Genomic DNA, 23,722 nt, shown 5'->3' with positions numbered 1-23,722 from the left:
ACTTTGCCATAAAAAAACACGCTAAAGTTATCAGCTTTAGCGTGTTTTTTTGCGTATTGATCTCACGTCACATCTGTCGTTTTATCAGATAAACCCCCAATGCAGCACTACCGATAATGGGCAGCAGTACCATCAGCATAGGCGAGAACCCTGTAGCTAAAGAGATAAAGCCAACCAAATCTTGTAAGTAGCTAAACAGCAAGCCAAACAATAAGGCGACGACAATACGTAAGCCTAAGCTATGCGTTCTTAGCGAGCCAAAGACGAATGAGCAAGCGACGATCACTAGTGATAGTATTGATAGTGGTGAGAGTAGCTTTTGCCAAAATGCCAGCTCATGCTCTAGTGAGCGGTTACCCTGCCCGCGCATAAACTGACGATGGTCATACAGCTGAGTTAGTGACAAATCCTCAGCATCACGGGTCAGCAGATACACAGATTCTGGAGCAAAAGGTAGACTTAAAACATCGGAGGCGGCAGTGGCTTGACTACTCTCAAAGCCTTGGCTAATGGTTAGCTCTGTCATATTATTGAGTTGCCACTCGTAGCGGTATTGGTCGCTTGCAGCATCATTATTGTCACGACTGACAGGGACGCGCTGGCTATAACGTCCGCCTTCAGCGCGGGTTGCGGTTTGCAGATTGCCATTATTATCTAAATGCCAGCGCTTGACCTCGCCGATATTGCCTGCAACGTCAGCATAATCAATGTACAGGATATCGCTACCATCAGGCTGCATGCTGCCACTTGCGTCGCTTTTGACCCTAGGTTGCACCGTCCAGTAGCCACGTACTGAGGTGATAAGCGCGCGGCTATCATTATCGTTAATCTCGCGCGCTAATTGATTGCTCTGCGGCAATATAAACTGATTGATAGCCAGTGCCAGTAGTACAAAGAGCAGCGCAGGTTGCAACACCCAGCCGACGATACGATAAATGCTCACGCCAGCGGCGCGCATGACCACCAGCTCACTTTTATTGGCGAGAAGGCCTAAACCAACGACGGCGCCAAGCAAAGCGCCTGTCGGGATAAACTGTTCCAAAAAATAAGGCGAGCGATAAAAAATATACTTCAGCGCGGCGCCCAAGGTATAGCCCTCATCCAACGAGTCCAGCTCATTGAGATAGGAGAACAATAGCTGTAGCGCCCAAAGGCCTAGTACCGCGGCTACTATAGCGAGTAGCGCATTAAGTTTTACGTAACGACTCAGTACAGATAGTTTGGTATTATTCAAGCGATCTTTTGGAGAAGCGGCGCGCATTAGGCCTGTCCTCCTGTTATCGGCGGGTTTTGTATGTCACTAGTAGCGGGATCTCGAAAGCGCAGGCGATGCTGGATACGGCTAGCCCAGTTGAGATACAGCGCCAGCGCCATAAAGCCTAAGATCAGCCAAGCGTTTGCCCATACGCTCACACTGCCTTTGCTCACCGCGTTTTTGAGTGAAATAACCCCAAGTGCGCAACTGACAAACAGCAGCACCGAGGGGAATAGACGTAGCCAACGACCTTGACGCGGTCGTACTTGCGCCAGTGGCACAGCGAGCATAGGCGCGATAATCATCAGCCAAGGCAGGGCAAAACGATACCCTAGCTCCCCTTGTGCTGCTCGTAGGGCATCTACGCTAGCGACTGAGGTGCCGCCGGTTGCAGCTTGCCATAGTGGTCCTATTGGCTGGGTCTCGATGTTGTCCTCAGTCACCACCTCTTTTGAGGATTCGGTCAAGGTAATACGGTAGCGATCAAAACTGACTTGATTGTATTTGAGGTTGCCTGCGCCAACTTCATAGCGCCGACCCTGAAACAGATCCAACTGCGTGATGCCGCTACTGCCGTTATCTACTTGCTCGGCGCGTTTGGCTAGCGTGATCGTATCTTTGCTACCCACTTGTCCTGCGCGCTGAGTCATAGCCTTTGGCAACGCGGGCATGTCGCTATCAGCATCGTTGTTTAGATTAACGTTATTTAAATTATCGCTGTTATCGTCATTTTTTCTATCTTCAGTTTGAATCAAAACCACGTCTTGTAGCTGTTTTTTATCATCGCTTAGACTGCCGACATATAAGTTGTAATCGCCACTACTAATAAACTCATTGGGACGAATCAGATCAAAAGCACTACTTAGCGCTTGCTGTTGCCAAATGACTTCAGATGAGCGTACGCCCCAAGGCTTGCCTACTATCGATAATGCTGCCTCGCCTACGAACAGTGCCAAAATTAATGGCGTCATCAACCGTGCAAGCTTACCGCGTGAGACGCCACTGGCATTGATAACCGCCATCTCTTGATCGACATACAAGCGACCAAACACTAGCATTAAGGCAATAAAAAATGCCAAGGGCAGGATCAGCTCTAAAAAGTAAGGTAAATTGTACCCGATAATAGTAAACAACAAGCTGACATCAAGCCCGCCTTCAGCAGCGATACCAAAGTAACGTATGAGACGGCCGCCAAGCATCATCACCATCAAAAACCCCAGCACTAAAGCAGTCGTAGAGGCAACTTGACGGGTCATGTAGCGGCGTAGTATCACAATAGGTACTCTTGGAAAGATAGTTTAAGACGCTCGCGTAAACGCTATAAATCTATTAAGCGTCGATAAGGGGCGTGGGCTATAGGGCTAACCGCTAATGCTAGCATGTTTTGAGCGAAAATAGCGCTGAAAAGTGTTCGCAAACATTACCTAAGCCTTGCTAAATGCTTCTGCTGGCTCTAATAAACTAAGTCTAAAACAGGTGTAGCACTTTGCCTAACTCCTCAAAGTTCTTGAATTATGGTATTTAGAAAGGTTTGTGTGTGGTTGGTATCGTATAGTGACCATGATAGGTATTAGTTGATAGACTCTAAGCATTGAACCTCCCTTTTTATCAAACAAAACTATATAAAGGATACTATTATGTCTACCCCCAAAACCTTGCTACAACTCGCTGGCGGTGAATTTGACGCTATTGATTGGTCAAACTGCGCTATCGTTTTTATCGATTATCAAAACGAATATGTCGATGGCGCGATGCCATTAGGTGACGCTGGCGCTAAGGCCATTGCCAATGCACGCTTATTATTGAATCACGCTCGCGAGAATAATCTTCCTATTTTCCATATTGCTCATCATGGCGAAGATAATGGCAAAGTGTTTGATCCGTTATCAAGTAAAGTCGATATCGTCAACGACTTACAACCCAAAGAGGGCGAAACCCACATCACCAAAAAGCATCCCAATGCCTTTTATGATACCGAGCTACAAGCGCTCATAAAGGATGCAGGTAAACAACAAATATTGTTCGCAGGCTTTATGAGTCATATGTGCGTGAGCTCCAGTGTCAGAGCGGCTTTTGATTTGGGCTTTGATAACTTTGTCTGCCATGACGCCAGTGCCACGCGCGACTTGCCAAATGCCAAAGGCGAGACGATAAGCGCTCAAGTGATGCACGACACGGCGATGGCGGCACTGCAAGATCGATTTGCCGCTTTGGTCTCAACTGACGACTTATTAAACCGTTAGTGCTGTTTGATGCTCAAGATTATAATAGGTTAGCAAATGACAACAACATTCGCTAACCTTTGCTCACAGCGCACCTAGGTAGCAGTGTGCTACACTAGCTATCGGTTAAAACGCTAAAAACAATAATTTATAGCGGTGTTTTAGAACCCAAATCTTACTCTAAAAAGGATAACTATTGATGAATATTACCTTAACTCAGCACCTTCCCAAGACGCATACCCAAAAAATACTAAAAAAAGAAGCCAAAGATAAAGACGCGGCTTGCTTAGTCGTTTTAATCGATTACAAGAAGAACATTCTAGCGGCGTCAAAGCTCACAGACTATCAAGCACGTATTGAGCAGCTTATTGAAGTCTCACACTTTAACGGTAAAGCAGGCGAGAGTGTCGCTGATTATGCGCTAGCCGGCGATAAAAAAACCACCAAGCAAAACCCAGTCCAGCTATTATTAGTCGGTGTTGGTAACTGCGATAAGTTAAAAGAATCTGTCCTACAAAAAATCGCCAAGACTATTTATAACAGCACACAAAAACGCGTGAACTCCATTACTGTTGCTGTAGGGGACGCGTTGGAAGCCGATCAATTTGGTCAACTTGCACTCAACTTACTGGCGGCAAGTTATCGTTTTGATAAATACAAGTCGGAGCAAAAAGAGCCCGTACTCACCGATATCTATCTGCTCGCTGATGACTCGCTCAAATCTACTTTGGACTTTGCTGAATCTATATTCAAAGGCCAAAGCCTCACGCGTGATGTCGCTAATGAGCCAGGCAACATCTGCTTCCCTGTCTACATGGCAGAGCAAGCACAAGCCTTGGCAAAAGCTTATCCTGACGTATTAAAGGTGACAGTCATCGGCGAAAAAGAGATGGCAGCGCTCGGTATGGACTGCTTTTTGGCGGTCGCACAAGGCTCTGCTCGCGAGGGTCAATTGGTACTTATGGAGTATCAAGGCAAGTCGAAGTTTGGCGCAAAAGCGATGACTAATAGCGCATCAGTTGCCAGCGGTCTCAAAGCACTCGCCGATAAACTACCTACCAAAATGCCAAATAAGAAGTCAGGTAAAACAACTCAACAAAATGACGATACTGTATCCGCCTCAAACGATGATGCGCCTATTGTCTTGGTCGGTAAAGGCGTGACTTTTGATTCAGGTGGTATCTCTATCAAGCCTGGCGCCGCTATGGATGAGATGAAGTTCGACATGGGCGGTTCAGCTGCCGTACTCGGTACCATCAAAGCGCTATGTGAAGCTCGCTTGCCAATCAACGTCGTTGGCGCACTCGCTTGCGCTGAAAACATGCCATCAGGGGATGCGACGCGTCCTGGCGATATCGTAAAAGCTATGAACGGCAAGTCGGTTGAGATCTTAAATACGGACGCCGAGGGTCGCCTAGTGTTAGCCGATACCCTATGCTACGTACAACGCTATCAACCAAAAACCATCATCGATGTGGCAACGCTTACAGGTGCTTGCGTAGTGGCACTGGGTCATGTGCGCTCAGCGGTATTTAGTAATGATGAAGACGTGCTCTTTGGTCTTGAGAATGCCAGTAATCAATCTGGTGATCTGGTCTGGCATATGCCTATGGACGATGAATATCAGTCGCAACTTGACTCGCCTATCGCTGATATGCAAAATATCGGTGGCAAAGGTGGCGGCGCGATTACCGCAGCTTGCTTCTTATCGCGTTTTGTTGAAGAGGGTCAAGCATGGGCGCATCTAGATATCGCGGGCACGGCATGGAACTCAGGCAAAGAAAAAGCCGCTACCGGTCGCCCTGTACCGCTATTTATGCAATACTTAAAAAATTGCGCAGATATGGCTTAATGCCTAACGCTATAGCGACATTTTTTGATAACAACTTGTTGATGACAATCCGCTTATGAAAATTAGCTTTTATGTATTAAGCGAAAGTAAAGCCCAAGAGTTCTTGGGCTTTATTTGTCAGCTCACCCAAACGGCGCTAAACAAAAGCGATCAGTCGCTATTGATACTCGCTAGTGATGAGGCACAGTTAATTGCGCTTGATGATGCGTTATGGTCTAAGGATCCGCTCAGTTTTATTCCGCATCAGCGCCTGCTAGAGACTACCGATCATGACACAAAGGTTACAACTCAACCTTTAGCACCTGTCACACTTAGCTCTTACATGCCAGCAGACTTTAGCGGCATTGTCATTAATACTACTGCACATCCTGTAAGCACAAATAACTCAGTAAAGCCCTCTCGTATTCTCGAAATCATCAAACCTGATGAGACAAGCATGAGTGAAGGTCGCCATAAGTACAAAAGCTATCAGCAAGCAGGCTACGAGCTGACGCACTTTAAAGTGTGAATAGTGTAGTTTCATCCTTATTCAAACTACCCTCTCTTTTGTAATTCCTACTCCTTTTGCCCCTTACTCTATTCTTGTTTATACCTTAAAACCACAAGCCTAGTGGTAGGCTAATACTCGAAAAAATGCTACCATCCTTCGATTATTTTATTGTGCTTAAAAGGGTGTCATCATGCGTGCGATTTTTGCGATGTATCAACGAATAGGACTGGTGCCGCTAATCATTATCGGTTTAATCCTTGGCGTCTTGATTGGTTGGCTGGTACCGAGTGCTGGGATAGCGCTTGGGATCTTAGGGACCTTATTCGTCGGTGCGCTCAAGGCGGTAGCACCGATACTGGTGTTTGTTTTGGTCTTAGCGGCTATTAGCAAACAGCGCAGCGGTAATGAGGTCTTTGTCAAACCTGTCTTAGTCATGTATCTATTCGGCACCTTTTTGGCCGCATTAACCGCGGTTGGCGCAAGCTTTTTGTTCCCGATCGAGATGGTCTTGGTCAATGCTGACATTGAGCAAGTACCACCTGCTAATCTTAAAGAAGTCATGACCAATTTGCTGATGAGTCTGGTCGCTAACCCTGTCAACGCGGTTGCCAATGCCAACTATATTGGTATCTTGGCATGGGCAATTATTATTGGTTTTGCCCTACGTCAAGCAGGTGATAGCACGCGCGCAGTTGTGAGCGACTTCTCCGATGCTATATCACAAGTGGTCAAATGGATCATTGCCCTAGCGCCTTTGGGTATCTTGGGTCTGGTTGCCAATACCGTCGCCGAAACAGGTTTTGCGGCATTAAAAGGCTATGCCAATATCTTAATGGTGTTAATCGGTTGTATGCTATTTATCGCTTTGGTTGCCAACCCTTTAATCGTATTAGTCAAAACGCGCAGGAACCCTTATCCCCTCGTCTTTACCTGCCTACGTGAGTCTGGGATTACCGCCTTTTTTACGCGCTCATCAGCGGCAAACATACCTGTCAACATGAACCTTGCGCGCAAGCTTGGTTTGCACGAAGATACCTATTCGGTCACTATTCCCCTTGGCGCAACTATCAACATGGCGGGCGCGGCGATTACTATTAATGTTTTAACTTTGTCAGCGGCGCATACTTTGGGGATAGAGGTGAGCTTCGCCTCCGCCTTGCTGCTAAGTTTAGTAGCCACAGTGAGTGCTGGCGGCGCGTCTGGTGTGCCTGGTGGCTCATTACTCCTTATCCCATTGGCGGCGAGTCTGTTTAGTATTCCAAATGATATTGCGATGCAAGTGGTGGCAGTTGGCTTTATTATTGGTGTAATTCAAGACTCAGCAGAGACGGCGCTGAATTCTTCAACAGATATCCTCTTTACAGCCGCTGCCGATCCAAAGTATGCGCGCTAATGTATAGCGCTTAAACCAATAAAAAAGAGCCAATAGTGGCTCTTTTTTATTACGACTTCTACTTTAAACTCTCAATATCCACTTCAATTACCGGCATCTGCGTATCGACTTGGCGTTTAAACTTGCGCAGTTGTTCCACCTCGTCTAACAGCTCAAGTATTAAACCAATCGCCGGTACGCTAGCGTCAAAGTCGCGGCTCAAACGTGAAGCACGGCGTACTGTTGTAAGCTGGTAGCCTGTAAACTGCTCATACTCTGGTACATCATACTCAATGATGTTTTCTTCTATCAATGCTAGTACCCATTGGCGCTCTTGACCACAAACAGCAACCAGCTCATCAAAGTTCATAATGAGATCATTAAATTTAGGCGAGTGTTCCATTGTCATTCTCCTCGTTCGTCCTTTTTTATCATTATTGTGCGCTTATACGATATTAAAACCTAATATATTGAAGCCTAATATATCGAAGCTCAGTATATTGAAGCGTCCTATCAACGCTTGATACTGGTATCAGCAAAAGCTTGTTTGAGCTGCTCGTAGGCCTGTTTTGCGTCATCGGTACTGACCTCTGGATTGACAATATTAAGCGTCAAATATAGATCCCCCGCGTCTTTAGCAGGAATACCTTTGCCTTTTAGGCGTAAGTTGCTTCCTGATTTACTGTTTTGGGGAATACTTACCCCAAGTGTACCTGTAGGCGTTGCAACATTGACCTTGTCGCCAAGCGCCGCCTCCCATGGGGTGATATTTAGCGTTTGATAAACATCAGCGCCTTCTAAGCGGATGTTATCGCTGTGGGTGATTTTTACCTTTAAAAACAAATCACCGTTTTTGCCGCCACCATAACCTGCCGCGCCTTGCCCTGCTAGGCGAATTTGCTTGCCGTCAGTGATACCTTTGGGGATTTTGATCTTTAGCGTTTTATTTTCATAATCCACGCTACCGTTGGGCTTGCGCACAGGTACATTTAATTTAATACTATAGTCGTCACCGCTATAAACAGAGGCTAAGTCCACGCTGATCTCAGCATGCTGGTCTTGACCCTTACTATCTTGCGCGCCAAATTGATCAAAACCGCCTTGCGTCCCGCTCGATTGCCCACCAGCTGAACCCCGCGCGCCGCGGCCAAAGGCTGAGAAGATATCATCAAAACGAAAGCCACCCCCGCCAAAGGCTTCACCATCACCAAACTGATCTTTGATATCTTCCCAGCGAAAGCCGCCCTGAGCGCCTGCCGATTGTCCACCAAAGCCGCCAAAACCACCAGCGCCGCCTTGAGAGGCAAAAGGATTGTCCAGCATAGCGTCGTATTCTGCGCGCTTGTCTTTATCTCTGATAGTTTCATAGGCGTTGTTAATCTCAGCGATTTTATTATCAGCGTCTGGATCGTCACTCACATCAGGATGAAATTGACGCACCAGCTTGCGGTATCTTTTTTTGATCTCAGCGTCTGAGGCGTCTTTTTTGACCCCCAAAATGTCGTAGTAGTTTTTTTCTGCCATATTTTTATCCTCTTGTTATTATGTTTATAAGCCGACAACCATGAAAATTTATGTTTTGTGTCCCGCCTACACTATATGTGCTGGTATGGGTGTTCTTGTATGTTTGTAAGCTTTTATGTCTTGTTTATACAGTGAGTCATCTTAGCGATGATTTCAAGTCAAAAATCAAAACTTGTTTTTGTCATCTGGCGGTTGATTTTGGTGCACGTCGACTCTACAACATATAGTCAGTTTGATATAAAAACGATATAGCTGAACTAGAATATATTTTCGCACTCTCTGTTTGCATAGGCACAGCAGGCAAAAAACTGACATCAGTCCCATGTCATTACATAGAGTATTTATTTTATGTGGTTTCAACTATAGCTTTATTACTCATTTTTTGGTGAATATGTAGAGTCATACGATTGAGATAATAGGTAAATCAATCACTTATGTAAACTCAAGCGTTTTTTACACAATAGAAGGAATATAGCAAGTTTTTTATTGTATAATACGCACATTATTTGTACTCATAGGGAGTATAGATACTATAGGCAAAAGCATCTGTCTATTCCAAAAATTATTCAAAGGTATTACATGTCTTATTTGATCAGGTCTTTGGTTATCACTTTATCGCTGATATTGACCACTACCGCATTTGCAGGTAACACCAGTTACTATGGTAAAAAATTCCACGGTAAACGTACCGCTAGTGGCAGTATCTTTAACATGAATGCTATGACCGCAGCACACAAAACGCTGCCGTTTGGTACTAAAGTACAAGTGACTAACAAAAAGACAAAGCAGAGCGTTGTAGTAAAAATCACTGACAGAGGTCCTTTTACACCAGGACGTGTTCTTGATTTATCTAGAGCCGCTGCTGGTAAAATAAACTGTCAGTTGTGTACAACAACCATGGAGATTCTCTCTTATGGTGACGGTAAATACCGTAAGCAATAATGTAATAAAAAAGGGAGATTTGGTAATCTCCCTTTTTTGCGTCCTCGTTTTAGTTAAAACCTATCATTCAAACTCAGCTTCCATATCCTCTAACGTCGTCATGGCAACCAGTAACTTCTCTTCATAGTCGCTGTGCTGCTGCTGCAATGAGGCTTGCTCATCAAGTAGCTTCATCAAGTCAGCTTTGCGAGATTCTTCATAAAGGTCAGTATCAGCAAGCTTGTTTTCTAGTTTCGCTGACTTGTCATTGATCTTCTCAAGCTCTTTTTCTATCTCTTCGATCTCGCGGCGAACGGGCGCAGTGCGCTTACGTTGCTCTGCCGCTAATTTGCGTAGCTCTTCTTTGCTAAGCGCTGATGTCTTGTGATCTTGAGTATCTTTTGCCATTGGAGTATTGCTCGTTTCACGTGAAACAAACTTCTTACTCTCTTTTTTACTTTTTTTCTTAGCAGTACTTTTGTCTGTAGCATTCTCTTGTTTACGCTTCTGTTCCAGCCACTTACCGTAGTCGCTGATGTCACCATCAAACTCATCAATCTGACCATCGTGCACCAGATACAGCTCGTCACAGACGTTAGCGATAAGTTCACGATCGTGCGAAACCAGTACCACTGCTCCCTCAAACCCTTGCAAGGCAACAGTCAATGCTTGGCGCATCTGTAAGTCTAAATGGTTGGTCGGCTCATCAAGAACCAGAACGTTCGGACGTTGCCAAACGATTAGTGCTAGTGTCAAACGGGCACGCTCACCACCAGAGAATAGCTCACTTGCAGTATCGATACGGTCACCGCGAAAGTCAAAACTACCCAAAAACGCGCGTAATTCGGCGTCAGAGGTCTTGCCTGCTAGTCGGCGTAACATCTGCATGGGTGTTGCAGTGGCATCCAAGGCGTCCATTTGATGCTGGTTAAAGTAGCCAAGCTTTAGGGTGTCAGAGACGCGGTAGCTACCGGTTAATACTTTAAGCTCACCCACTAATGCTTTAATCAGCGTTGATTTGCCCGCGCCATTCATACCTAGCAGACCTAGACGCGTATCGGGCGTGACTTGTACGCTAGCGTTATAGAGCAGTGGCGTATCACTATAACCGATATCGGCCTGCGTCATCTCGATAAGGGGCGAGCTCATGTTAGCAGGGGGATAAAAGCGAAAAGAGAACGGGTTGTCTGCCATCATAGGTGACAGCTCAGCCATACGCTCAAGCTGCTTGATACGACTTTGTGCTTGCTTAGCTTTACTGGCCTTAGCTCGGAAACGGCGGATAAAGTCATCGAGATGTGCACGGGTCGCTTGCTGCTTTTCATAGGCTTGCTGCTGCTGCGCCATACGCTCATGACGAGTACGGATAAACTGCTGATAATTACCCGTGTAAAGGGTGATTTTTTGTTGTTCCACGTGCAAGATATGTCCGACGGTCGCGTCCAAAAAAGCCTGATCATGCGAGATGACAATGACTAAACCGGTAAAGGCATTGATCCAAGTCTCAAGCCAAAGAATAGCATCCAAATCCAAATGGTTAGTTGGCTCATCGAGTAACATTAAGTCCGCGCGGCTCATCAAGGTCTTGGCAAGGTTTAAGCGCATGCGCCAACCGCCAGAGAACCCTTCTACAGGCAGCTCGTGCTGACTGGTTTTAAAGCCAAGCCCCGCCATAATTTGTGCCGCTTTGGTTGGCGTGCGATACCCATCAATCTCATCGAACTGCTGATGCAAAACGCCGATTTGCTCATCACTAACTGTACTTAAATCATTGAGCGCCGCGTTAATCTCATACCACTGCTCGTCACCGCTTAAGACATAATCAATCGCCGTCTGACTACTAGCGCCAACCTCTTGCGCCATGTGCGCCACATGCCAGCTATCAGGGATACTTACCTCACCCTTATCAAGCGTGACCTCGGTATCACCTGTACCCATTTGCGTAAGTAGTAGAGCAAACAAAGTTGATTTGCCTGTGCCATTATTACCCGTCAGGCCTACCTTGTGACCAGGGTGCAGCTGAAAACTTGCCCCTGAAAATAATTCACGACCATCACGGCGCACGCCTACGTCTTTAAATTCGATCATATCTTTTTTTGTCTCAATATTTGTAAAAAAGGAGTCAATAATTTGACTCAGTAGTGCCATGATTGACTATCAAACAGACACTAATAGCGCGGTATTATTTCAAACGCATCACCAATAGGCAAACGATTACATAACTATTTTAAATTCATGCATTTATTATCAAGAGGACTAGTAAAACTGTAGGGCTAACACTTAACGAAATGTCGTTATCTTACGCACTCTTGACAAACGAATAGATAGCCCCATTATGATATACTGCTAATTGATAAGCGCAGGTAGTCCATCAATGCATTTTGATCGCGTGGCTATACTATTTATAATAAGCTTTAACGACTTACCATTAGTTTTAACGACAGCACCCTATTGAATCAGGCACCGATTATTTGCCATTATGGCATAGCAAACGATAGCTTTTGATTCTAGTTAATGAGGTAGATATGAACGAATCAGCCACCCCTTATAACCCAAGCTCTAGTAGTCCCAGCGCAAGCTGGCCTGTCGATCCTACTATTTTGACGTTGACCGATAGCGCCGCGCAAAAGGTGCGTCGTCTGCGCGAAGAAGAGGGTGATAATGAGCTGATGCTGCGTGTCTATGTGACAGGCGGCGGCTGCTCAGGTTTCTCCTATGGATTTAGGTTCGATAGTGATCTAAATGAGGACGATGCCAATTTTGACAATGAGGATGTGACCTTGGTCATCGATTCTATGAGTTATCAATATTTGCAAGGCTCGACTGTCGATTATATCGAAGGTTTAGAGGGTGCCCGTTTTGTGGTACAAAACCCTAATGCGACGACCACTTGTGGCTGCGGATCCTCGTTCTCAATTTAATTTATTAACTTGATACTTACTATGACAATGCATTTGCCATAACTAACCATTAAAAGCATCTATCCACGTGGTAGATGCTTTTTTTGTGGTTATGTTTTTATAATTTCATTCACTGCACAAGCAGTCGCTATAAACCCAAAAAAGTGGGTAAAAATACGCTATACACGCCACGTATAAAGCTTATCGTATTTGTAAGCACGCATAGTTTTTAGGACTACTTTGGGCTAAACTGAGCGGACTGTCTCTATGACACCCCTTTTTTAGATCGCATTTCGATCTACCTTTATAAATAATGATAGATGACCCTTATGAGTAATCCTGTAAGCAGTTTTGTTGATTTTGAGATTCCAAGTTGGTTTGATAGCAAGCATTTAGTCGGTATGCTACGCGGTATTGAAAAAGAGGGATTGAGGGTCAAAGCAGATGGTTATCTTGCGCAAACGCCGCACCCCAAGCAGCTGGGATCAAAACTAACCCATCCCTTTATCACCACTGATTACTCTGAGAACTTACTTGAGCTTATCACCGACCCAAAAGACTCGCCAAAAGATACCTTAATGATGCTACGCCAGTTGCATGTGCTGGTATATAAAGCTTTGCCTGAAGAGGAGCTGATGTGGCCGCTCTCCATGCCCTGTATGCTCTCATCTAATGATGAAGATATTCCCCTTGCCGATTATGGCAGCTCAAACACCGGTAAGCTCAAAACCCTCTATCGTAGCGGTCTTGGAGTGCGTTATGGTCGTCGTATGCAGACGATTGCCGGTCTTCATTATAATCTGTCATTTGGCGATGATTTGTTTCATGCATGGCAACAGCAAGCGGATACAGAGCAGCCTTTAGCAGAATTTAAAAACGAGAAATACCTAGGTCTTATTCGTAATTTTAAGCGCCTAACGAGCCTTGTGCTCTATCTATTAGGGGCCAGCCCCAGCGTCTGCCCTTGCTTTTTGGCAGGGCGCGAGCACGATTTAGAGCTACTAAACGACTCCACCTATTACAAGCCTGCGGCAACTAGCCTGCGTATGGGCAAACTTGGCTATACCAACAGCGTGCAAGAGCATCTTGACATCCGCTATAATCATTTACCTGAGTATATCGAGGGCTTGCGCCGCGCGATTCAAACGCCGCACGAGAGCTTTCAAAAACTTGGCCTCAATGATAGTAATGGCAATCCTATTCAGATCAATGATCATATTTTGCAGATTGAAAACGAGTACTACAGCCCTATTCGACCCAAGCAAATCGCTGAGCGCGGCGAGACGCCAACTGAGGCTTTAGAGCGCCGCGGTATTGCTTATGTTGAGTTTCGAGCGATAGATTTGGACCCGTACAGTGACGTTGGTATTCGCTTATCTAGTGCTTGCTTCTTAGAAGTCATGGCACTGTATTGCTTGCTCAATGACTCGCCTGAATTGATGCCTGAGGAGGAAGAGGCGCTAGCTATCAATCTTGAGCGCGTAGTCAATGAAGGCCGCCGTGACAATCTACATATTATCAATAATGGACAAGAGCAGTCGCTTGAGAGCTGGATGCTGGCGCACCTAGCCAATATGCAGCCGCTAGCTGCGCTCTTTGATGCGCACTATGGTGGCAATGATTACCGCGCAGCAGTTGCGTTGATGCAAGGCAAAGCGGGACACTCAGAGTCGACGATATCCGCGCAAGTGAACTCTGATAGCGCGCGCCTAGGTAGCTTATGGAAGCTTGGTTTCACCCTTGCCGAGCAGCACCGTGATGCGCTACTACAACAGACGCTAAGCCCTAATATCCAAGCTAAATATGAAGTACTGGCTGAAAAGTCTATTCTTCAGCAAGCTGAAATCGAAGAGAGTGAAACAGAAGACTTTATGGATTATATCCAGCAGTATCGATCCTTTTAAAAGTCATAATTTAATACTGTTATAAGCGTACTACTGATAACTACCGCAACATCTACAGCACTCTTGTCTTAGAGTGCTTATCCCCTTTTAACAAACCAGTTATTCCACATCATATAAGCGTACTTATCTTATGTTACGAGCTATCACCTACCGTCAATTACAAGTCGTATTAATCATTGGGGCTGTCCTAGGCATGAGCTATGCGTTGTTTTTTTTGCAGCGTTACATGGGCTTCACTCCTTGTCCGCTTTGCGTATTTCAGCGCATTGGCTTAATTGTGATGGGCGTCTTTGCCTTACTTGCAGCGATTTTTCATCCCAAATCCAAAGCAGTCAAAATACTGCTGTGGCTTGGTAGCCTAACAGGTATTGTCTGGTCAACAGGGGTCGCGGCGCGTCACGTTTGGCTACAACACTTGCCTGCCGATCAAGTCCCCTCATGTGGACCAGGTTTGGATTATTGGCTAGATACGCTACCGATGAGTCAAGTTATGAACCAGGTATTTGCAGGATCGGGTGAGTGCGCTACGATTGATTGGATATTTTTGGGACTGAGTATTCCTGAGCAGTCATTGATATTTTTTAGCGTATTGATCTTAGTTCATGTACTTATACTATTACGTATCTGGCGTCCTGCTACTCTAAATCATTAGTTTTGTATTTAAAATGTTTCTGGTAACTGGTGAATAAAAATCGCGCGCATTTGTAATGCTTATCAAATTATATGTATTTATAGTCTATTAATTCAGTTACTTAAGCCCTGCTAATATTTACGCTTAGTATGGCTTACTATTGTGTACTTGTTGATTTACTTCAGAACTCCAAGCTTACACTCCATTTATCATAACAAAAAGTGCACAAACTCTAAGATGAGCTTTGTTATCTTGAAGTTTGTCATCCAAAATCTGGCATTAAAAAACGACGCAAAACATCTTGTCTGCTATTGGTGTATTTATGAAATTTATGATGACTTCTTTGTCTATAACAACGATGAGGCGATTCTGGCTCGTATTGCCTGCCCTAGCCATCACTATAGTGAGCTGTGATAACTCTCATTCCTCCTCGACATCGAATAACGCAGTGTCAAGTAAGGTATCTGCTTTTATCAACGCACAGGATGATGGAGACGACGTTACCGTTATTACAAATAGTAATGACGAATCTGAGTTTGATTACGAGACTGACAGTGTGGAGGTTGTAGAAGAAGGCCAATCCCTTATCGCTGCGGCTAAGCCTGATGAAGCCCAGTCATCGTTACCTTCGAGTAATACGTTGCAAGCGACCTTGATGGGTGATTATGGCGGTATCATACCTTGTACATTTTGTGATTATATTGAAGTCACTTTAAACTTATTTGCCGACGGCAGTGTGGTCAAGACCAGCGTATATAATAATCCAAAGCTTGCGCGCGTACCTTTGGTGGAATCGGGCATATATCGTCAAGACGACGACAAGATTACGATCGCTTATGACAATCAGCATACTGAGTCTTACCACATCGAGGACAATCACTTACTGATGATAGATAAGAATAAAAATATTGATGTCAATCACGCTCTATCTCGTCAATAAACCCTTGGACTATATAAACCTTTGCACTGTACAAACCTATAAAGCGACGCCTATTTATCAGGCGTTTTTTATTGCCTGACTGTTAGCTGTGATGCGAATACGCTACAATAAGCCAATTTTACTTCCTCATTCATTGACATGGTCTAAACGATTTATGCATATTCATATTCTTGGGATTTGTGGCACTTTTATGGGCTCTTTAGCGCTGCTCGCTAGGGAGCTTGGGTTTACGGTGACAGGGTCAGATGCCAACGTCTACCCGCCGATGTCCACTCAGCTTGAGCAAGCAGGCGTGACGATCAATGACGGTTATCATATCGAGCACTTACAACCAGCACCCGATCTTATCGTCGTCGGTAATGCGATGAAACGCGGTATGGATGTTATCGAGTACATGCTCGATAAAGGCCTGCGCTATACCTCAGGGCCACAGTTTTTATCCGAGCAAGTGCTACAGTCGCGCCATGTCATCGCAGTTGCAGGTACGCATGGCAAGACGACAACGACGACGATGCTAGCATGGATACTTCATTACGCCGGTATAGATACAGGGTTCTTAATTGGCGGCGTGCCTTTGGTAAATACCCTTGATGAGCACTTACAGCAAGTGTTTGCGCATAGCAGTTATTTGGGTTCTAAGGGTACAAGCGTCGATACAGATAGTGTAGGCTACTTCGTCATTGAGGCGGATGAGTATGATTCGGCGTTTTTTGATAAGCGCTCAAAGTTTGTGCATTATCGTCCCCGTACTGCCATCTTAAATAATCTTGAGTTTGATCATGCTGATATCTTTGCTGATCTGGCTGCCATTCAAACTCAGTTCCATCATATGGTGCGCATGATTCCAAGTAGCGGCAGGATCATTATGCCCGCCCAAACCAAAAGCTTGGAGGATACTTTAGCCAAAGGCGTCTGGACCCCTGTTTGGCGTACTGGTGTCACAACTCACAGCTCAAGCAGTCAGCGTGATAGTGACTGGCAAGCTGAGCTTATCAGCACTGATGGTAGTCAGTTTTGCGTAAGTTTCGCCAATGACCAAACCAGCGCTGTCGTTGAGTGGTCAATGAGCGGACTGCATAACGTTAATAATGCTTTGGTGGCGATCGCAGCGGCTTACGATGTTGGCGTCGATATTACGACTGCCTGCGCGGCGCTATCGAATTTCGCGGGTATCAAGCGCCGTATGGAATTGATCGGTGATGTGAATGATATTCTGATATTTGATGATTTTGCTCATCACCCGACAGCAATCACTATGACTTTGGACGGTGCTAAGAAAAAGCTGGCAGGTAGACGCCTATGGGCGATTATTGAGCCGCGTAGCAATACTATGAAAATGGGTATTCATCAAGATAGCTTAGCGCAGTCAGCAATGCTGGCTGATCAGACGCTTTGGTATGAGCCTGCAGGGCTTGAATGGGGTCTTAAAGCGGTCATCGATGAGGCTAAAGCGACCAATACAGACTTAAGCTCGCAGCAGGTTATGAGTAGTATCGATGAGATTATTAACCATATTCAAACTCATGCACGCGCAGGTGATGCTATCGTCATCATGTCAAATGGTAGCTTTGAAGGTATTCATCAGCGCCTGCTCACTACCTTGCAATAGAGCTTTGATACAATGATGGCGGCATATATTTTAAAGAAGTGCTTTTTGCATTTTTATTAACTAAGCACTTACCTATTGACCCTACGCTATAGCAAAGAGACGGATTTTCTCACACAGCCCATACACAGGTAACAATTTCTACTTACTTTAATTTTAATTTAGCGTTTACAATGACTTCATTACAACGATTACAACGTCGTAGAGTGACAACGTTGCAAAACCTTTAAATTATAAGAATTAGGAGAATAAAAATGGGTTTTATTTGGATGATTATCGTAGGTCTCGTTGCAGGTTTATTAGCTCGTGCTATCAAACCGGGTAATGACGCGATGGGCTGGATTATGACGATTGTATTAGGTATCGTCGGTGCTATGCTCGGTGGTTTTATTGCAGGGCTCATTGGTATTGATGCAGATGGCGGGTTCACCGGTCTTATCTTCTCAGTAATCGGTGCAATTATCCTTCTGTTCCTCTATGAGATGATTATGAACAGACGCCGCGTATAACTATTAGTCTTTTAGCTTACAGTCTATTAAATAAATGAGCCTCATATCGTATGAGGCTTTTTTTGGCATCAGCAATGCCTTTTGGTAAAAGAGCAAACATGCCCTAAATGACCTACCTATATGACTGAGTAGGTCGCAAATATCCTTGATAACGCTTACTTTTGCCCTTATTTAACTTATAATAAGCCCTATTTCATCCGCTATTACCGAGGTGCGCTGTTATGGCAATACGCCCTATTCTAAGTTATCCTGATCCGCGTTTGCGTACTATCGCAGCGCCTGTCAAAGAAGTCACGTCTGAGATTAAAACCTTAATCAAAGACATGATTGAAACCATGTATGACGCTGACGGCATTGGTCTTGCAGCAACGCAAGTAGATGAGCATATTCAGCTTATTGTTATGGATTTATCTGAAAATAAAGACACGCCAATGGTGTTTATCAATCCAAAAGTGACGCCGCTGGTTGAAGAAAAACAGCCGTATGAAGAAGGCTGCCTGTCGGTACCTGAGGTCTATGACAAGGTTGAACGCCCAAACAAAGTACGTATCGAAGCGTTAGACGAAAATGGCGAGATCATAGATAAAGAGGTCGAAGGTTTGCTTGCCGTCTGTATCCAGCATGAGATGGATCATCTAAATGGTGTGGTCTTTGTTGATTACTTGTCTCGCCTTAAGCAAACGCGCGCCCGCGATAAAGTCAAAAAAGTGCTTAAAATACGTGAAAAGCAAGACGTCAAGCAAGCTCAGCCGAGTAATGTTTAAATAGCATTTAAGTTAATTGAGCACTTATCTTAACGCATGATGAGTGCTTTTTCATTTCTGTACACCTCTTTATTTATCTCTATAAAGGTTTCGCCCTATGACTATGATCAAAATCGATCAATATTTTGACTCTGCCGCTTGGCAAAAATTCACCCAAGCCGCGCAGGGTCGCGAGACGCCATTTTTGGTGGTGGATTTGAGCCGTATCAAGACCAAATACAATCAGATGGTTGAGCTGTTCCCTAATACCAAACTTCACTACGCGATGAAAGCCAGCCCTGCGGTTGAAGTCATTAATTTACTTGCTGACTTAGGCTCAAACTTTGACTGCGCTTCTATCTATGAGCTGGATCGGGTACTAGACTGTAATGTTGAGCCCTCGCGTATCTCTTACGGTAATACCATCAAAAAGGCAGAGCACGTTAAATACGCGTTCGATAAAGGCGTCGATCTATATGCGACCGACTCAGAGGCGGATCTCAAAAATATCGCCAAATACGCGCCAGGATCAAGAGTATTTGTACGTATCCTAGTGCAAGGCGCGCAAACGGCTGAGTGGCCACTCTCGCGCAAATTTGGCTGTCACCCTGATATGGCAATCGATCTACTGGTGCAAGCTAAAGCCTTGGGACTGGTACCTTATGGTATCTCGTTCCATGTCGGTAGCCAACAAAAAGACGTGGCGGCGTGGGATGATGCGATTGCCAAGGTCAAATACATGTTTGACTGGATGAAAAACGAAGAAGGCATCAAGCTACAGATGATCAATCTAGGCGGCGGCTTCCCGACCAATTATATTAGTGAAGTCAACCCTATAGAAGTCTATGCCACTGAGATCAAACGTTACTTGTCTGAGGATTTTCATGACGACGATATGCCAGAGATCATCTTAGAGCCTGGGCGCTCGCTAGTCGGTGGCTCAGGTGTTCTAGTGAGTGATGTCGTGCTCATTTCACGCAAGTCTCATACCGATCTGACTCGCTGGGTGTATACCGATGTTGGTCTGTTCCAAGGCTTGATTGAGACTTTGGGAGAGGCGATCAAATATCCAGTCTATACGCCAAAGATGGAGACCTCCACCAGCGAAGGTACCGTGGTACTGGCAGGGCCTACCTGTGATTCGACCGATATCATGTACGAAGAAGCAGGCTATCAGCTGCCCAATGAGCTAGAGATTGGCGATAAGATCTATTGGCTCACCACAGGCGCTTATACCAACTCTTACTCCTCAGTTGAGTTCAATGGTTTTCCACCTTTAGAAGTGGTATATATTGATTAGTTCTTAGATATCTCTATAAACAAAAAGCGCAGCACTGTGAATATAGTCAACACTAGATAAAATGGATACGTTATTCAAAAACGCGGAACTGGTATAAATTTTTCTGGCTTGCTGTGCCTACGCAGACAGAGGCTGCAAAAAATTCATTCCAGTCCCGCTGTATCTTTTTTATATTGGACTGACTATAGCAAGGCTGCGCTTTTTTGTGTCTGCTTTAAATGCAATGACTTCAGCAAATTTATCGAACCAAAAGAGAGATAGGCATACTATTATTGCTACTAAAAGTGCGGTTACTACCATAGCCTGAGCTTTGACTTTGTCCATTTTGGGTAATTTGACCAATCGTAATCCATTGCCCACGCGGCACGATGATCGTACTATTTAGACGCTGAGCTTTGACCGCATTATTCTGACGATACGATGTATTGGATCTGACAAGCGTCTCTTCTACTTGCGACAGAGTAACCTCAACTTGTCCATCTGATAATAATCTTGGTACAACAGCGATGCCTTGCGTGGTCGGCAATAGTATCTGCTGCTGAATGATGATTTGTCCTAAGGGTTGGTTTAAATTAGAGTAAATACTGCTGCTATAATTTTGCGTTAAAGCATAGAGCGTACCTGTGCTAATACTCGCGGCACTGCCTGAGAGCGTCTGTACTTGATACAGATTACTCGTTCGCTGCTGGCGATTGCTCTGGATGATAGCTCCCGATCCTTGAATACCGCGATTGCTGATAATAACCTGACCTTGTTGGCTATTGCCTTGTACCTTGCTATCACTGCCCACACGTACAGCTACAGTTAATGGCTGCGGCTGACTATCAATCTGTTTTAGTAACTGTTGCACGGCTTGATAATTGGCGCGCGTGGTGCGTAGTAACAATTTTTCTTGATAAGTGCTAACAGTGCCGCCATCAGGGCTGGTATCTAATTGCTGACGTACCGCAGGTAATAACTGATTGCCGCCGTAAGTATCGATGACGTAGGTCTGATAGGTAGCGGCTTGAGTGGTAAAAGGCAGAACAATAATACTTAGAGCAATAGCTATTGATCGCACTGCGCCTGTGGCAGTCGTCATAAACTTTGAGTCGTTATTGTTCGTACTTATGTGCCTACTCATCTTATTTATATCCTACTCATTTAACCCAAGCACATCTTGCATATTATACTGACCGTTTTTTTGCTGGGTGATCCAAGTTGCTGCGCGCACTGCACCTGCGGCAAAGGTCATACGTGCTCGCGCTCGATGCGTAATCTCGACCACTTCGCCATCAGCGATAAACATGACCGTGTGATCGCCGATGATCTCGCCGCCGCGAATCGCATGAATACCGATAGTGCCTGTTTCACGTGCACCGGTTTGCCCTTCGCGTCCGTAGATCGCAACGTCTTTTAGGTTTTGACCACGAGCCTCTGCGACTGCTTGGGCCATCATATAAGCCGTGCCAGATGGCGCGTCGATCTTGTGTTTATGATGCGCCTCAATGACCTCGACATCAGCTTCATTGCCAAAGGCTTTGGCTGCCATAGCCAATAGCTTGAGCGATAGATTAACCCCAGTGGAGTAATTGCCTGCGTAGACAATGGCAATGTGTTTGCTGGCTTCAGTCAGCACTTGCTCTTGCTGCTCGTTAAAGCCTGTAGTACCAATGACCATGGCGACGTTGTGCTCAGCGCAAGTTTGCATGTTTTGTTCAGTGGCATCTGGGAGACTAAAATCAATCAATACGTCGATATCGTCAATTACTGCTACCAGATCATCGACGATTTTTATGTTTAAATGATCAATCGCTGCGACTTCGCCGGCGTCTGCGCCTACGAGGCTTGAGCCCTCACGTTCGATAGCAGCACTCAAAGTCGTTTGCAGATTTTCATTGACGGCTTCAATCAGCATACGGCCCATACGTCCGCCTGCACCGATAACGCCGACTTTTATTGTTGTATCATTTGCTTGCTTGCTCATTATCCATCCTAAATACTTGTGAATATCTGATGATTATCATAGCATGAATTAATTTATGCCCTATTATAAACTCATATGAAAAAGCCCAGTAGTTTCACGTGAAACTATTGGGCTTAGAATGTCAAACAGTGAATCAACGACTAGTCAAACAATTCGCCAATCTTTTTAAAGAAAGATTTTTTGTGCGGTGATTGTTGATGCTTGCTATCACCATCCAAAGTATCTTGGAATTGACGTAATAAGTCTTTTTGCTCACGTGTTAGGTTCACAGGAGTTTCGATAATAACGCGGCAAATCAGATCGCCTTTCATCGTGGTACGTACTGGAGTCACGCCTTTGCCGCGTACTCGCAGCAACTTACCGCTTTGGGTGCCCTCAGCGACTTTGATATTGACTCTACCATCAAGCGTTGGGATCTCAACTTCTTTACCGAGCGCGGCATCGGTAATGCTAACGGGGACATCCATATAGAGATCAGCGCCTTGACGGGTAAAGACTTCGTGCGGCTTAACGCGCACTTCGACATATAGATCGCCGTTTTGTACGCCTGCGCCGCCAGCCTCGCCCTCTCCTGCTAGGCGTACGCGGTCACCATCGTCAACGCCTGCAGGGATAGAGACTTCTAAATTGCGCGCTTTGTCTTTAATGCCGTTACCATGACAGTCAGGGCATGGGTTCTTGATTTGCTTACCAGAGCCGCCGCACTGCGGGCAAGTTTGCTGTACAGCAAAGAAGCCTTGCTGCATGCGAATCTGACCTTGACCGTGACAGGTCTGACAAGTGACGATATCTGAGGCATCTTTTGCGCCTTTACCATCACAGGTATTACAAGGCGCAGGCGCGGTAAAGCTAATCTCTTTTTTGCAGCCCCGTACCGCTTCTTCTAAAGTGAGCTCGATAACGTAGCGAAGATCAGAGCCACGACGGGCGCGACCACCGCCGCCGCGCGACTGACCAAAGATATCGCCAAAATTACCAAAGATATCGCCAAAGATGTCTTGGAAGTTACCACCGCCTGCGCCGCCAAAGCCGCCACCGCCCATGCCGTTCTCGAACGCCGCGTGCCCCATACGATCATAAGCGGAGCGCTTGTCGGCATCGCTCAATACTTCATAAGCCATCGAAGCTTCTTTGAATTTTTCTTCAGCATCAGGGTCATCAGAGTTGCGGTCGGGATGATATTTCATCGCCAATTTACGGTAGGCTCGTTTTACTTCTTTATTGTCTGCTGTTTTGCTAACGCCTAATATCTCATAAAAATCGCGCTTACTCATGGGCTCTCCTATCGTCATGACAGTATGGGCTTACAGGTTATCTACGACTCTCACCTTTTAATATCTTGACGATATTCATCGTTATAAAATATATAAGTTTCACATGAAACCTACATTCTACAAGGTAAAAAAGGAGTCGATAAACACCTATAGCGGATACTGCGTAACCAAATCAGTTATTAAAAGTTTGCGCTGTTTATGGAGATGATAGGCTTATTTATCAAGCTGGCAGTCGATAGATTTTTTATTGATGCCATATCCTCTTGTGGCATGCTAATATTTATCGCCCTATTTATTTTTAGATGCTCAAGCA

Annotated in this window: 21 protein-coding genes; 13 read left to right on the top strand and 8 right to left on the bottom strand. The window is 45.2% G+C overall.

The window, feature by feature from the left end; all coding sequences use genetic code 11:
* Positions 1–67 precede the first annotated feature (67 nt).
* Both lptG and ACTXGE_RS00675 read right to left on the bottom strand, forming a co-directional pair.
* Complete coding sequence (lptG, locus tag ACTXGE_RS00680) at positions 68–1,261, bottom strand: LPS export ABC transporter permease LptG (protein WP_443541231.1); 1,194 nt, start codon at positions 1,259–1,261, stop codon at positions 68–70.
* Positions 1,261–2,511: an LPS export ABC transporter permease LptF gene (locus ACTXGE_RS00675; protein WP_443541232.1), complete on the bottom strand. Its 1,251-nt coding sequence runs from the start codon at positions 2,509–2,511 to the stop codon at positions 1,261–1,263. Before ACTXGE_RS00675 ends, lptG begins: the two co-directional genes overlap by 1 nt.
* A gap of 381 nt (positions 2,512–2,892) precedes the next feature.
* On the opposite strand from ACTXGE_RS00675, the gene ACTXGE_RS00670 reads away from it, so the two are divergent.
* The 4 genes from ACTXGE_RS00670 to sstT all read left to right on the top strand — a co-directional run bounded on the left by ACTXGE_RS00670 (position 2,893) and on the right by sstT (position 7,212).
* Entirely contained in the window at positions 2,893–3,498 is a 606-nt protein-coding gene (locus ACTXGE_RS00670) for a cysteine hydrolase family protein (protein ID WP_443541233.1), read from the top strand.
* Between the two features lie 178 nt (positions 3,499–3,676).
* Positions 3,677–5,329, top strand: a complete 1,653-nt coding sequence (locus tag ACTXGE_RS00665; RefSeq protein ID WP_443541234.1) for a leucyl aminopeptidase — start codon at positions 3,677–3,679, stop codon at positions 5,327–5,329.
* Between the two features lie 55 nt (positions 5,330–5,384).
* The gene (locus ACTXGE_RS00660) at positions 5,385–5,837 is read left to right on the top strand and encodes a DNA polymerase III subunit chi (RefSeq protein ID WP_443541235.1); all 453 of its coding nucleotides are present in this window, start codon (positions 5,385–5,387) and stop codon (positions 5,835–5,837) included.
* Between the two features lie 172 nt (positions 5,838–6,009).
* Entirely contained in the window at positions 6,010–7,212 is a 1,203-nt protein-coding gene (sstT, locus tag ACTXGE_RS00655; protein WP_443541236.1) for a serine/threonine transporter SstT, read from the top strand.
* A gap of 58 nt (positions 7,213–7,270) precedes the next feature.
* Here sstT and ACTXGE_RS00650 read toward each other — a convergent pair whose 3' ends face one another.
* Both ACTXGE_RS00650 and ACTXGE_RS00645 read right to left on the bottom strand, forming a co-directional pair.
* Positions 7,271–7,594 carry a chaperone modulator CbpM gene (locus ACTXGE_RS00650; RefSeq protein ID WP_443541237.1) on the bottom strand — a complete coding sequence of 108 codons (324 nt, stop codon included), beginning with the start codon at positions 7,592–7,594 and terminating at the stop codon, positions 7,271–7,273.
* Positions 7,595–7,704: 110 nt separating this feature from the next.
* Positions 7,705–8,715, bottom strand: a complete 1,011-nt coding sequence (locus ACTXGE_RS00645; RefSeq protein WP_443541238.1) for a DnaJ C-terminal domain-containing protein — start codon at positions 8,713–8,715, stop codon at positions 7,705–7,707.
* Positions 8,716–9,294: 579 nt separating this feature from the next.
* Here ACTXGE_RS00645 and ACTXGE_RS00640 point away from each other — a divergent pair.
* Entirely contained in the window at positions 9,295–9,657 is a 363-nt protein-coding gene (locus ACTXGE_RS00640; RefSeq protein WP_317200451.1) for a septal ring lytic transglycosylase RlpA family protein, read from the top strand.
* Between the two features lie 63 nt (positions 9,658–9,720).
* On the opposite strand, the gene ACTXGE_RS00635 is transcribed toward ACTXGE_RS00640, so the two are convergent.
* Positions 9,721–11,724, bottom strand: a complete 2,004-nt coding sequence (locus ACTXGE_RS00635; RefSeq protein WP_443541239.1) for an ABC-F family ATP-binding cassette domain-containing protein — start codon at positions 11,722–11,724, stop codon at positions 9,721–9,723.
* Positions 11,725–12,161: 437 nt separating this feature from the next.
* On the opposite strand from ACTXGE_RS00635, the gene erpA reads away from it, so the two are divergent.
* From erpA to ACTXGE_RS00595, 8 genes are all read left to right on the top strand, one after another.
* Positions 12,162–12,557, top strand: coding sequence for an iron-sulfur cluster insertion protein ErpA (erpA, locus tag ACTXGE_RS00630; protein ID WP_317200450.1), 396 nt, complete (start codon positions 12,162–12,164; stop codon positions 12,555–12,557).
* A 308-nt stretch (positions 12,558–12,865) separates the two neighbouring features.
* Complete coding sequence (gene gshA / locus ACTXGE_RS00625) at positions 12,866–14,440, top strand: glutamate--cysteine ligase (RefSeq protein WP_443541240.1); 1,575 nt, start codon at positions 12,866–12,868, stop codon at positions 14,438–14,440.
* Between the two features lie 130 nt (positions 14,441–14,570).
* Entirely contained in the window at positions 14,571–15,092 is a 522-nt protein-coding gene (locus ACTXGE_RS00620) for a disulfide bond formation protein B (RefSeq protein ID WP_443541241.1), read from the top strand.
* 301 nt (positions 15,093–15,393) lie between these two features.
* The gene (locus tag ACTXGE_RS00615) at positions 15,394–16,011 is read left to right on the top strand and encodes a copper resistance protein NlpE N-terminal domain-containing protein (RefSeq protein ID WP_443541242.1); all 618 of its coding nucleotides are present in this window, start codon (positions 15,394–15,396) and stop codon (positions 16,009–16,011) included.
* A 154-nt stretch (positions 16,012–16,165) separates the two neighbouring features.
* Positions 16,166–17,620 carry a UDP-N-acetylmuramate:L-alanyl-gamma-D-glutamyl-meso-diaminopimelate ligase gene (gene mpl / locus ACTXGE_RS00610; RefSeq protein WP_435949976.1) on the top strand — a complete coding sequence of 485 codons (1,455 nt, stop codon included), beginning with the start codon at positions 16,166–16,168 and terminating at the stop codon, positions 17,618–17,620.
* Between the two features lie 251 nt (positions 17,621–17,871).
* On the top strand, positions 17,872–18,126 hold the full coding sequence (locus tag ACTXGE_RS00605) for a GlsB/YeaQ/YmgE family stress response membrane protein (protein WP_435949975.1): 255 nt from the start codon (positions 17,872–17,874) through the stop codon (positions 18,124–18,126).
* A 221-nt stretch (positions 18,127–18,347) separates the two neighbouring features.
* On the top strand, positions 18,348–18,890 hold the full coding sequence (gene def, locus ACTXGE_RS00600; protein WP_317200444.1) for a peptide deformylase: 543 nt from the start codon (positions 18,348–18,350) through the stop codon (positions 18,888–18,890).
* Between the two features lie 103 nt (positions 18,891–18,993).
* A complete protein-coding gene (locus ACTXGE_RS00595; protein ID WP_443541328.1) occupies positions 18,994–20,169 on the top strand; it encodes a type III PLP-dependent enzyme in 1,176 nt (391 codons plus the stop codon).
* A 238-nt stretch (positions 20,170–20,407) separates the two neighbouring features.
* Here the strand turns inward: ACTXGE_RS00595 and ACTXGE_RS00590 are convergent, their stop codons facing one another.
* The 3 genes from ACTXGE_RS00590 to dnaJ all read right to left on the bottom strand — a co-directional run bounded on the left by ACTXGE_RS00590 (position 20,408) and on the right by dnaJ (position 23,409).
* Positions 20,408–21,250 (bottom strand): hypothetical protein, encoded by an 843-nt coding sequence (locus ACTXGE_RS00590; protein WP_443541243.1) that lies wholly within the window; start codon positions 21,248–21,250, stop codon positions 20,408–20,410.
* Positions 21,251–21,304: 54 nt separating this feature from the next.
* Positions 21,305–22,135, bottom strand: coding sequence for a 4-hydroxy-tetrahydrodipicolinate reductase (gene dapB, locus ACTXGE_RS00585; protein ID WP_317200440.1), 831 nt, complete (start codon positions 22,133–22,135; stop codon positions 21,305–21,307).
* A 140-nt stretch (positions 22,136–22,275) separates the two neighbouring features.
* The gene (gene dnaJ, locus ACTXGE_RS00580) at positions 22,276–23,409 is read right to left on the bottom strand and encodes a molecular chaperone DnaJ (RefSeq protein ID WP_435949973.1); all 1,134 of its coding nucleotides are present in this window, start codon (positions 23,407–23,409) and stop codon (positions 22,276–22,278) included.
* Between the last annotated feature and the right edge of the window lie 313 nt (positions 23,410–23,722).

Origin of the sequence: Psychrobacter sp. T6-4, assembly GCF_052258425.1 — a bacterium.
In the GTDB taxonomy this organism is placed as follows: Bacteria; Pseudomonadota; Gammaproteobacteria; order Pseudomonadales; family Moraxellaceae; genus Psychrobacter.
Note: the sequence above shows the minus strand (reverse complement) of the source record. Positions and strands in the feature narration are given on the sequence as shown.

Bases quoted from the DNA above. Each gene is read 5' to 3' on its own strand.
- ACTXGE_RS00660 (WP_443541235.1), top strand. From the start codon at position 5,385: ATGAAAATTAGCTTTTATGTATTAAGCGAAAGTAAAGCCCAAGAGTTC.
- def (WP_317200444.1), top strand. From the start codon at position 18,348: ATGGCAATACGCCCTATTCTAAGTTATCCTGATCCGCGTTTGCGTACT.
- gshA (WP_443541240.1), top strand. From the start codon at position 12,866: ATGAGTAATCCTGTAAGCAGTTTTGTTGATTTTGAGATTCCAAGTTGG.
- dnaJ (WP_435949973.1), bottom strand. From the start codon at position 23,409: ATGAGTAAGCGCGATTTTTATGAGATATTAGGCGTTAGCAAAACAGCA.
- ACTXGE_RS00665 (WP_443541234.1), top strand. From the start codon at position 3,677: ATGAATATTACCTTAACTCAGCACCTTCCCAAGACGCATACCCAAAAA.
- ACTXGE_RS00635 (WP_443541239.1), bottom strand. From the start codon at position 11,724: ATGATCGAATTTAAAGACGTAGGCGTGCGCCGTGATGGTCGTGAATTA.
- lptG (WP_443541231.1), bottom strand. From the start codon at position 1,261: ATGCGCGCCGCTTCTCCAAAAGATCGCTTGAATAATACCAAACTATCT.
- ACTXGE_RS00615 (WP_443541242.1), top strand. From the start codon at position 15,394: ATGAAATTTATGATGACTTCTTTGTCTATAACAACGATGAGGCGATTC.
- ACTXGE_RS00590 (WP_443541243.1), bottom strand. From the start codon at position 21,250: ATGACGACTGCCACAGGCGCAGTGCGATCAATAGCTATTGCTCTAAGT.
- ACTXGE_RS00650 (WP_443541237.1), bottom strand. From the start codon at position 7,594: ATGGAACACTCGCCTAAATTTAATGATCTCATTATGAACTTTGATGAG.
- ACTXGE_RS00605 (WP_435949975.1), top strand. From the start codon at position 17,872: ATGGGTTTTATTTGGATGATTATCGTAGGTCTCGTTGCAGGTTTATTA.
- ACTXGE_RS00620 (WP_443541241.1), top strand. From the start codon at position 14,571: ATGTTACGAGCTATCACCTACCGTCAATTACAAGTCGTATTAATCATT.
- sstT (WP_443541236.1), top strand. From the start codon at position 6,010: ATGCGTGCGATTTTTGCGATGTATCAACGAATAGGACTGGTGCCGCTA.
- ACTXGE_RS00640 (WP_317200451.1), top strand. From the start codon at position 9,295: ATGTCTTATTTGATCAGGTCTTTGGTTATCACTTTATCGCTGATATTG.
- ACTXGE_RS00645 (WP_443541238.1), bottom strand. From the start codon at position 8,715: ATGGCAGAAAAAAACTACTACGACATTTTGGGGGTCAAAAAAGACGCC.
- dapB (WP_317200440.1), bottom strand. From the start codon at position 22,135: ATGAGCAAGCAAGCAAATGATACAACAATAAAAGTCGGCGTTATCGGT.
- ACTXGE_RS00675 (WP_443541232.1), bottom strand. From the start codon at position 2,511: ATGACCCGTCAAGTTGCCTCTACGACTGCTTTAGTGCTGGGGTTTTTG.
- mpl (WP_435949976.1), top strand. From the start codon at position 16,166: ATGCATATTCATATTCTTGGGATTTGTGGCACTTTTATGGGCTCTTTA.
- ACTXGE_RS00595 (WP_443541328.1), top strand. From the start codon at position 18,994: ATGATCAAAATCGATCAATATTTTGACTCTGCCGCTTGGCAAAAATTC.
- erpA (WP_317200450.1), top strand. From the start codon at position 12,162: ATGAACGAATCAGCCACCCCTTATAACCCAAGCTCTAGTAGTCCCAGC.
- ACTXGE_RS00670 (WP_443541233.1), top strand. From the start codon at position 2,893: ATGTCTACCCCCAAAACCTTGCTACAACTCGCTGGCGGTGAATTTGAC.